Source organism: Rickettsiales endosymbiont of Peranema trichophorum, from assembly GCF_004210275.1.
GTDB lineage: Bacteria > Pseudomonadota > Alphaproteobacteria > Rickettsiales > Midichloriaceae > RICK02.
In genome coordinates this window covers 1-10,416 of sequence record NZ_SCFA01000044.1, presented here as the reverse complement: position 1 = coordinate 10,416, position 10,416 = coordinate 1, and the positions used below count along the sequence as shown (strand labels likewise).

At 41.8% G+C, this 10,416-nt stretch carries 9 protein-coding genes; 1 reads left to right on the top strand and 8 read right to left on the bottom strand.

Annotated features, from left to right (window positions below):
* Both EDM53_RS02150 and EDM53_RS02145 read right to left on the bottom strand, forming a co-directional pair.
* The coding region (locus EDM53_RS02150; protein ID WP_130121973.1) for an Rpn family recombination-promoting nuclease/putative transposase at positions 1-445 on the bottom strand (445 nt) is incomplete at its 3' end.
* A 164-nt stretch (positions 446-609) separates the two neighbouring features.
* Positions 610-1,917 carry a porin gene (locus tag EDM53_RS02145; RefSeq protein ID WP_130121971.1) on the bottom strand — a complete coding sequence of 436 codons (1,308 nt, stop codon included), beginning with the start codon at positions 1,915-1,917 and terminating at the stop codon, positions 610-612.
* A 226-nt stretch (positions 1,918-2,143) separates the two neighbouring features.
* On the opposite strand from EDM53_RS02145, the gene dusB reads away from it, so the two are divergent.
* On the top strand, positions 2,144-3,115 hold the full coding sequence (gene dusB, locus EDM53_RS02140) for a tRNA dihydrouridine synthase DusB (RefSeq protein ID WP_242507829.1): 972 nt from the start codon (positions 2,144-2,146) through the stop codon (positions 3,113-3,115).
* A 312-nt stretch (positions 3,116-3,427) separates the two neighbouring features.
* Here the strand turns inward: dusB and EDM53_RS02135 are convergent, their stop codons facing one another.
* The 6 genes from EDM53_RS02135 to EDM53_RS02110 form a co-directional block, all read right to left on the bottom strand.
* Positions 3,428-4,330: an outer membrane protein gene (locus tag EDM53_RS02135; protein WP_130121967.1), complete on the bottom strand. Its 903-nt coding sequence runs from the start codon at positions 4,328-4,330 to the stop codon at positions 3,428-3,430.
* Between the two features lie 198 nt (positions 4,331-4,528).
* Entirely contained in the window at positions 4,529-5,026 is a 498-nt protein-coding gene (locus EDM53_RS02130; protein ID WP_340641744.1) for a nucleoside deaminase, read from the bottom strand.
* Positions 5,007-5,603: a cell cycle transcriptional regulator TrcR gene (locus EDM53_RS02125; RefSeq protein WP_130121965.1), complete on the bottom strand. Its 597-nt coding sequence runs from the start codon at positions 5,601-5,603 to the stop codon at positions 5,007-5,009. Before EDM53_RS02125 ends, EDM53_RS02130 begins: the two co-directional genes overlap by 20 nt.
* A 113-nt stretch (positions 5,604-5,716) precedes the next feature.
* Complete coding sequence (locus tag EDM53_RS02120) at positions 5,717-6,445, bottom strand: response regulator transcription factor (RefSeq protein ID WP_130121975.1); 729 nt, start codon at positions 6,443-6,445, stop codon at positions 5,717-5,719.
* 259 nt (positions 6,446-6,704) lie between these two features.
* The gene (ligA, locus tag EDM53_RS02115) at positions 6,705-8,771 is read right to left on the bottom strand and encodes an NAD-dependent DNA ligase LigA (protein ID WP_207215420.1); all 2,067 of its coding nucleotides are present in this window, start codon (positions 8,769-8,771) and stop codon (positions 6,705-6,707) included.
* On the bottom strand, positions 8,749-10,146 hold the full coding sequence (locus EDM53_RS02110; protein WP_130121961.1) for a UDP-N-acetylmuramoyl-tripeptide--D-alanyl-D-alanine ligase: 1,398 nt from the start codon (positions 10,144-10,146) through the stop codon (positions 8,749-8,751). The genes ligA and EDM53_RS02110 overlap by 23 nt, the downstream gene beginning before the upstream one ends.
* Positions 10,147-10,416: the final 270 nt, after the last annotated feature.

Below are 10,416 nucleotides of genomic sequence, written 5' to 3'. Positions count from 1 at the left end.
TCCACCCCTTCTCCTTCTCATAGTCTATTGCTGTAAAGTTCAATATATGTATCGCTATCGTTCTCTTCAGATCTCTACACCTCCCTCTTGCTCCTATCTGATTAGAGTATACCCTTGCCCAGCCATACAACCCTCTCTTGTGATAGTCCAGCTCATCTGCCAGCTGCATCTCTACCAAAAAGTACGTCCCTGTATGCTTGTTCCTTGCCTTAACATCTAAAATAGATAGCTTATCTTTCTTAAAGTTTCTTTCGTTGTACGGATTCAATATCTCTATTTCGCTTATCTGATCTTCCTCAGATACTATAGAGTTTAGCAATGATATCAGTATGTCAGAATTGGCCTCAACGCCAAAGATCTTCTTAAAGGCGATGTCGATGAGAGGATTAATCATGTACACGTCGTCGTACTTGAGCCGCTTTGTTTTGCTTGCTTTTTGCTTCATCTTGTCACCGCTTCGTGTTGGTATGTAATGACATTATACATCATACAACACTTCTTGCAATGGGTGAACTTGTGTCGATTGTATATCAGGAGCGCTTAATGAAATAAAAAAGGCCCAACTGTGTTGAACAGCTGGGCACTTTTTTTGGTAAAACTCAAGCTAAACTAGAAGGACAACTTCGTTCCAACTAAGTAAACCTGGCCCTTATTTGTTTTGCCTGCGGCGATGTCAGCAGACCCAGGTATAGAGCGATTAGATCTCTTGTGCTCAAAAGTGCTAAACTCTGCGTAAGGTAAAAGCCCCGGAGCAAGTTTATACTCTGCACCAACCGACAAAAGCTTAAACTTGTTATAGCTTCTATCTTGTGAATAGCCAGCATAAGTGACATCATTGCCATCTTTAAACACTATAGGAGCTCCAGCTCTTTTGCTTTCCATATACGTAACGCTCATGCCCATTGGACCCATCTCATAAGCTGTTCCAACGTTCCAGTAAGATGAACCATACTTTCTGTTGGCTTCCTTCTGGGCAGCAGTTCCAGATCTACCAGCGTCACCATATGAACCCGCAACAGTAAAGCCGCTGTATCCAACAGATAAACCAAGCTCCCAAGCTCTTAAGCCTTTGCGGTGAAGAGTCTCATCTGTACCAGCATTTCTCCACTTTATGCTTTTCGCACGCCCACTTTGAAACATCAGGCCTGTCTTATATGAGACGTCGTTAAACTGACCCTCATACAGCATTGCTGCTTCTACTATGTCGGTATACTCGTCGCTTTTGTTCTTCGCCGTGTTGTTTGCCTTAAAAATTGTACCTTTTATTTCACTATCAGGCGTATAACCTACAGCAAAACGGAATCCATAAAATGAAGGAGTAAAGTAGTTGATGCAGTTTGCCTTAGGGCTCTGATCATGACCAACAGGTAGGTAAGGTGAAGTTACAAAAACGTCGTATGTATTGACGTTCTTAGCAGTAGTACCAACTAATACCGTATCATCAGCTAAACTGTTCACTCTAAACGGCGCAGCACCGTCTATACCGCCAGCACCTTTTGCAATTTCTATCGCAGAAACGTGCATGGTATCGGTAGTTACACCATCAACACTTCCACCTTCAAATCTTCCAAATGGTGTCTCAACAAATATCATGGTCTTACTAGCAGGTGAAGTACTACTGGTCTTACTAGCAGAGGTATCGGTCTGCAACTTTACCACACCACCATACTTCAAGGAGTCAGACTTACCTTCAACTTTAATTTTAATGTTAGTATCGTTAACAATCGCAAACTTGTTAAGTTCGCCGCTCGTGCGATCTCCCGGAGTCTTCCACCTAAAATCTTTGCTCTGGTTGACATATCCGCCTTGAACGTCTATATCTCCTCCAACTGTTACTTTCAGATTGCTAGCGTCATCAGCCGCCAATACAAAACTTGGCAGGGAAGCCAAAACAATCCCAACTAGTGCTTTTTTCATATACGGTTCTCCTTTATAAAAAATATAAAATTTGATACACTTACTTCTCGTGCTTTTGTGATGTACAACTTGGCATTTTTAGTTGTTTTGCAAGCACAGTTTGATTATAATGAAGGCACTATGAAGGATACAACTGTATAATGTTACTTTTATATTACTTTTTTATATAGTGTGGTATTTTGTCTACACTTGGATTGATTGTTTCATACCGTTGCCATGATCGCTTATGGGATTTTCGTTAAAAAATAAAGAAAACATTTTGTGTGTTTTAGCACCCATGTCTGGTGTAACAGATCAGCCATTTCGTGAGATAGTCAGGAAATACGGCTCACCATTACTAATAACAGAAATGGTTGCAAGTCGTGCTGTGTTAAACAACAGCAGGCAATCAAAACAAAAGTCAAAGCTTACTCATGGCGATGGATTGACCGCAGTACAACTTGCTGGACATGAACCCAATATAATGGCTGAGGCGGCAAAGTTTAACGAAGACATAGGAGCTGACATCATAGATATCAACTTTGGGTGTCCTGCGAAGAAAGTTGTAAATGGATATGCCGGTTCTGCTTTGATGAAGGATGAGGACAAGGCGATTAAGATTCTGGAAGCTGTAGTCAAGGCAGTGAAGATACCTGTGACCCTAAAAATGAGAATGGGGTGGGATGAAAATTCACTCAATGCCCCCAAACTTTCAAAAATCGCTCAAGACATCGGAATAAAAGCGATCACTGTGCACTGTCGAACTAGATGTCAATTTTACACTGGAAGTGCTGACTGGTCTTTCATACCAAAGGTGAAGAGCGCTGTTACAATTCCAGTAATAGTGAACGGTGACATCAAAAACTTTGATGATGTAGACATGGCTTTAAGTCAGTCTTCTGCAGACGCCGTCATGATAGGTAGAGGTGCATATGGCAAACCGTGGCTTATCGATCACGTCGCGCGGTATTTGACAACAGGGGAACGCCTTTCCGCTCCATCAGTGCAAGAGATTAAAGACGTTGTGCTTGAGCACTACGATTTGATGTTGAGCAACTATGGCATAGAAGCTGGGCTCACAATGGCTAGAAAGCACATAGGATGGTATAGTTCTGGGTTAACTGGCGCCAGCAGCTTTAGAGCTGAGGTGAATAAAAGCACTGATCACAAGCACGTCGTTAGTTTAATCACCGACTTTTTTAGCACACAGCCTATTTAGGATAGAGCCTGTCCGCCAATTAATTGGAATGAAAAGAATCTGGGCAAAAGTAGTCTGTTAAGTTGTTAGCAAGGGGAGATGTGCATGGCAAAGGAGAAGGTGCGTGGATAGCGAAGACAAATGGATGCCCATTTTCACGTGAAGGGCGAAGGAGAGGAGAGTGAGGAAGGAAGTGTCGGAATGGCGAAGGAGGGAGTGGGGAGGACAAGGTGCGACTGCGTGAGGGACGAATGAAAAAGGGGGGATAAAGAGGAAACAAAAAAGGCCCCGAAGGGCCTTTCTCAAGTTTTAGCTAAATTCAGATGCTAAGCACTAGAAGCTAAATCTGACGTTCGCCAAAAGCACGTGAGCAACTTTTGCTGAAGGCTGTAGCTCTTCCCAACCGCTCTTCTTCACCTTACCTGCTCCTGAACGAAGTCTGTAACCTAGACCAAGAGTTGTTGCTTCTGCGACATTAAAGTCAACACCTGCTCCAACTTGGAATGCGAAGTCACTTTTTTTACCTTTCTTTGGTTTATCTCCATTTGGAGCACCACCTGACAATGAGTATCTGGTTTGACCGTATCCAACACCAGCCATCAGATATGGAGATGCAATTTCCGACATCTTGATGTCATAGTATGCATTCAACATAATCGCCAAAGTTTTTGCATTGACACCAGCGCGGAAGGTTTGGTCTGGAGCACGCTCTCTAGCAGCTACCGCAGTTGTTGGATCAGTTATAGTGGTGTTGCCGACAGTAGACACATCCCCACCTGCCGCGATATGGGCATCACCAAAACCCAAGTTCGGATGAGTAGCACGAGTCACAAAAGGTGCAGTCGGTGCAACGCTGATGCTGTTTGTAAATCTCTGCTTTTTACTCTTATTTTGCAAGTAGCTGAGGGCAATCTCTGTTCTAATATTTGGCATCAAGTATGTACCAAATGCGAACTCCATCATCAAAGAGTTAGCGTCTCTCGACTTTGGGATAGATAGAGTAGAATTATAGTCAGCAGAACCTTGGTTAGCAGGAACCGTGGCCGCGCCACCTGCAGTCACCGTAGTCGCCAAACCAGTCGCTCTAATAGTACTTGTAACGTTACCGCTCTTATGCTTCACACCACTCTTGACGCCACCAAAAGCAGCGGATACATAGTAATCTCCAACAGCTGCTGCGCTTCCTACAGAAGAGACTAGGCACAACGCCATCGCTAAAGTTGTAACTTTTTTCATAATAATTTGTTCTCCTATTTTTAAATTGTTTGATTGCTAGTCTGTTAAAAGAACGGACTTGGCTATATTTTTATAGCATTAAAAAATCACCTACAACTTCAAATGTGATGTGGAATATAATTTTTGGTAGCTGTGTGATATTTTTACAACAATGTCTGTCGTTGTTCATTTACGTGAGGGATTGGTGGATGCCCGTTTTCACGAGTATGTCCTTTCAAAGCGTCTTATGTTATAAAAGAAACGGTGCAGCAATTGACTACACTCCCGCTCCATTATTCCCATAATAAGTTCCGGTCTGTGGTGGCAACTGGATCTGGTGAAAACTTTCGCTCCATTTATAACTCCACCAGATTTTGTGTCCTCTACCGCAAAATATAGGCGCTTGATTCTTGCCAAAGAGATCGCTGCAGCACACATCGGACAAGGCTCCAATGTCACATATAGATCGCATTCCGACAGATATCTTGTCCCCAAAATATCAAAACCCGCACCAAGGGCCAACATTTCAGCATGCGCTAATGGATTTGATAACCTTACATTTCTGTTTTCACCAGTCGCTATAACCTTGCCATTGTATACTACAACGCAACCAACCGGAACTTCCCCAGAGTTATAAGCAGAAACAGCCAAAGAATAGGCAGCTTCCATGTGTGCAACATCAAACACAAACCGAAAATCAGATCGGTTCCTTGTCAACCTCAAGACCTTTCAAAATCATCTCCCTCTCTCTATTGAGCTTTTGTAGGGCTTTCTCCTTAGCAGCACCATAAACACTGTCAAGCGCTGTCTGAGTACAAAGAGACAACATCACAGGATCCCTAGGCTTAATATTTTGGCTGTTCCAGTGCGTCTTATCCCTAACCGCAGCTATTGTCATTTTTGTGGTACCTATCAGCTTCACAATCTGCCCTTCTGTTAGTTCAGGACAGTGTTTTAAAAGCCATGCAATACCATCAGGCTTGTCTCTGCGCTTTACAAGCGGAGTATATTTTGCCCTTTTTGTACCAACCCTTTTTCTGCTCGCTAGCAAAGCCCTAGGAGATAGAGATAGCTGAAGATTAGGATTGCTCTCGCATCTCGTTATTTCCTCATGAGTTAACTGACCCGTGGCTACAGGATCTATACCTATGATACTTTTACCTACCTCCCCGTCAGCTATACTCTGAACCTCAAGTACGTGAAGATCGCAGAAAGTCGCAATTTGCTGAAATGTCAGAGACGTATTCTCTATCAACCAGGTTGCTGTGGCTTTGGGCATCAAAGGCTTGTTCATATTACTCTATATCTTTAAGATGTGGTTAAAACACATTAAAATCACTAGAACGTATTAAGTATGAAAACGCGTCATATGTCAAGAAGATCAGTGGTAAAACCCGCAGTCTTTTGTCAGCAGCTGCTTGTGTGGTAATTTTGGACAAGCATTTGTTTTTGATAAAAGTCCTTTGGTTCTTTAAGAGAGTAGCCTCTCCCCCAAACCGTCTCTATGTAGTTCAAACCCCCTGAGAGATGAAAAAGCTTCTTACGCATTTTACAAATAAATACGTCTATAATCTTTAGATCCGGCTCATCCATTCCGTTATAAAGATGACTCAGAAACGTTTCTTTTGAAATAATGCTGCCCTTTCTTAAAGCCATAAACTCCAAAAGCACTTGCTCTTTATTTGTCAATGGAGCTTGGACCCCTTCTATTGATGTGGTATGCGAATCGGTGTCTATTGCAAGATTTGCCACCTTGATGAGTGACGTTGCATGGCCTTTAGCCCTTCTCACTATCGCCTTGATTCTAGCCAGCAACTCCTCCGTGTTAAAAGGTTTTGTCACGTAATCATCAGCACCATACGTCAGAGCCTTAATCTTTTGATCTGTGGTATCTAGAGCTGATATCACAAGTACAGGCGTAGTCGTATCATTTCTTCGCAGCTTGAGCAGTATGTCACAGCCGCTCATGTCCTCTAGCATCCACTCCAAAACAATAAGATCATACCTATTGATATGTATCGCGATCGTTCCATCCTCCCCGGATAGAGCTATGTCAGAACAGATATTGTCGTTGCCCATCAGCATCTGAAGAGATTTAGCGATAGCGCTATCGCTCTCAATAATCAACACTTTCATCCCCTTTATATTCTCAACGTTGAGTATATACTTTGATGATACAATATATAGTACATCATTCAAGAATATTTGAGATATGACTTAAAAGTGTTTGTACTGACACAAAGGCGATATTAGAGCTCTTGCATAACTCATAAATGAGTGAGGAATTTTTAGGAAAAATGCAGGTGAGCACCGCAGCATATCCTATATATGTGAGGAGCGCAGACAAATTTTGACGACAAAATAACCACTCAGAATGAGTTAGGCAAGAGGTCTATTATTGCTGTATACCACAGAGCTTTAAAAAATCTTCCTCAGCAAGAATCTGGACGTTCATGTTCATTGCTTTTGATAACTTGGAGCCAGGCTCAGTACCACGTACAAGAAAATCTGTACTTGTTGTAATGGAGCCACTTATAACCCCACCCATCTTGGTCACAATCGCTTTCGCTTTACTTCTATCCATTGAGCTAAGAGTTCCTGTAAAAACAAATGTTTTTCCAGCTACCTCCGAATTGGTCGATTTCTTCATTTTTGTTGGGTATTCCTGTACAGTAACATGCTTAAGTAAGCCATTAATTATCGCCACATTAGCAGGATCCTTAAAGAAATCCTGTATTCCTGCTATTCCAACTTTACCTATACCGTTAATTTTCTCCAACTGCGCCCATGTTTCCTCTGTATCAGTAACCTTGGCAAATTCCCAAACATTTTGAAAATGCTTAGCCAAAAGTTTTGAGGTTATTTGACCTATGTGAGAGATACCTAGGGCATAAATAAACTTCTCAAATGAAATACTTTTGCTTTGCTGTATGGATTCTAATAATTTTTGCACAGATTGTACCCCCCAACCTTCACGCTCTTGAAGAGGAGGAGATATAGACTTGCCGTTGCGCTTTTGTAATGTAAATATGTCAACAGGGGTTCTAATGATGTTCGTTCTGTACAGCTCACCGATTTGCGCCTCACCTAACCCCAATATGTTAAAACAACTTTTGGATACAAAATGCGACAATCGACCTATTGCTTGAGCGCTACACTTCATACCACCAGTACAACGCCTGATAGCATAGTTGTCATTTTTTTCAGTTGCAGAACCACAAACAGGGCAGATAGTTGGAAAGACAAATGGTACAGATTTTTGATGCCTCGACTCTTCAAGAACATCAAGCACCTTTGGAATCACATCACCCGCACGTTCCAACGTCACTGTGTCCCCTACCCTGTAACCCTTTCTCATGATTTCATCTTCATTATGAAGCGATGCCCTGGTGACCAACACACCACCTACAGCTACAGGCTCCAGTTCGGCAACAGGAGTTAATGTTCCAGTTCTGCCAACTTGCACTGTAATGCCCAAAATCCTGCTAACCGCTTTAACAGCAGGAAATTTATGTGCAATGGCCCACCTTGGAGCTCTTCCTCCCACGATACCGGCCTTTTCTTGTTGGGCTAGATCATTGATCTTGTACACTAAGCCATCGATATCGTAGTCCAATTCACTTCTTTTAAACTCTAATGTTCTGTAGTATTTCGTTATCTCATCGATTGTAGAACAAAGCTGTATGCATGGATTAACAACAAAGCCCATACCCTTTAGCTTCATTAAAAGCTCATACTGTGTAGTTACTCCATCGATGAACCCTCCCCAAACGAAGTACTGCAAATTTCTTGCCTTTAGCGTAAGGGTATTGATGTGCTTTAAGGATCCTGATGCAGCATTTCTAGGGTTTGCAAACGGCTGCTTTCCTTCTAGCAACTGCCTCCTGTTAAGCAAAAGAAAGTTGCTTTTCAGCATATATACCTCTCCACGCACCTCAAATTCATCAGGATAATCTACAGACCCAGGAAAAGTTGCCATCTCCAATATGCTGTTAGTTATATCCTCTCCTTCTTGACCATCACCCCTTGTTCCAGCTACAGACAACTTACCATTCTTAAATACTGCAGAAAAGGAGACGCCATCAATTTTTGGCTCACAACAAAATTGAATCCGCTCGTTTTCTTGTACATCGCATACCTTGTGTGCTCTGTGCATGAAGTCAATTACTTCGTCTGTGGTAAAAGCGTTGTTTAGCGATAGCATCAAATGAGCATGCTTCACCTTTTTAAACCTAGGATCTGCAATTGCACCAACAGGTAGCTCTAAGAAATCACCTTGTATAGATGGTTCTATGGCTAACAACTCACCTCTCAATTCGTAAAACTTTGTCTTTAATGCATCATACTCCCCATCTGAAATAACAGGCGCTGAGTGATTATAATATAACTCATCGTGCATTCTAATTTGTTGGTATAAGGCCCTGATGCTGTCAAGTAGTTCAGTTTTGCGTTGTGTCGTCATGACTGTGTCCATTAATAATCTGGTTCATAATTTGCTCCATTTTTAAAAATCTCCCCCCTTTTATTAATACGACATCCCCCTTTTCGATGCGCGTTGCGATGACCTCAGACATCTCTTCTGAAGTAGTTGTGTGCACCCCTTTGATGCTGTTCGGTAGCATATCGTGTAAAGCCTTCATCATCACACCTACCGTAAAAACTATGTCAACTCCAGATTCCAGAATGTGCTCCAATAGTTCCACATGAAATCTCTGTTGCGTCTCGCCCATGTCACCCAAAATCGCTATTAGCCGGTTTGCAGAGCCCGTATTTCTATAATAACTAAGCGTTTTTAAGGCTGCCTGAACTGCAACAGGGCTTGAATTATACGATTCATCCAGCAATGTAATGCCATTTTTTAAAACTATTTTATTACCCCTACCCCGAATTGGTTCAAAATGTTGCAAGTTGTGCGCTGCTTCTTCAATGTCATTATTTGTGAGTCTCGCTATCATCAATGCACAAACACTGTTGATTGCAAAGTGCAGTCCACATGTCGGAATCACATACGTGATTGTGTTATCAAAAAATCGTGCTCTTACGTGTAGTTTGTCATTTTTTTGCTCTACTTCCAATAACTGCGCATCACAATGATCAGCGGTCCCAAAGGTCACAATATTAAGTTTGGCATCACACGCATTGCGATATAGTACATCATAATGTAATGTTCCATGCGATAACAAGGCTATATCTTTCTCGTTCATACCTTCAAATATTTCAGATTTAGCATACGCTATATCCTCTACTGACTTGAAAAATTCCGAGTGTACCGCTGCAATTCCGGTAATCACCCCAATTTTTGGTATGCATAGTTTAGAAAGATGCCTAAGTTCATCAGCGTGATTCATGCCCATTTCAAGAATGGCAATAGACGTTCCTTGAGGCATATTCGCAAGCGTTAAAGGTAGACCTATGTGATTATTGAGGGACCCTACTGTGGTATGTATATTTTCACGACTTTTTAACGCAACCTTAAGCATTTCTTTTGAAGTCGTTTTGCCCACACTGCCCGTGATTCCAATAGGTATACCTAACAGGCGCTTTCTAGCAGCCCTTGCAACCTTCAGTAAAGCCTCCATTGTATCATCAACAAATATCATGTTTGTATGGCTTGAAGGTTTTTGACTGACTATCACACAGCTTGCCCCCTTTTGAATTGCAGTTTCTACAAACTGATGACCATCAAAATTTGGACCTTTTATTGCAATAAAAATATCGCCTTTTTTCATTGTTCTAGAGTCTATCGAAACTCCTGAACACAAGACGGATTTAGACACTTGCTGCTCAAATATATCAGCTAGCTCTTCTCCGTTCCAAAGAGTTTGGTTCTTGCTCACTTGAGTAAACTAGTTTATGTGTTTTAGTGCAGCATAAACAGAACTGTATTATTAAGCAAGTTTCTAGACAGAATTTTGTCTGTACCATCTATAAAAGCAGGAATTTCCAAGCATTATCGCATTTAGGCATCTTTTTGTGCCTTTATTGAATAATCTGGGCAAAAGTAGTCTGTTAAGTTGTTGAGAAAGGAAGATGGATGCCCGTTTTCACGCACTGCTGTCCGGGGAAAAAATTAAAGTTAAACTGTATTTATTTGTTAGTTGGCGTAA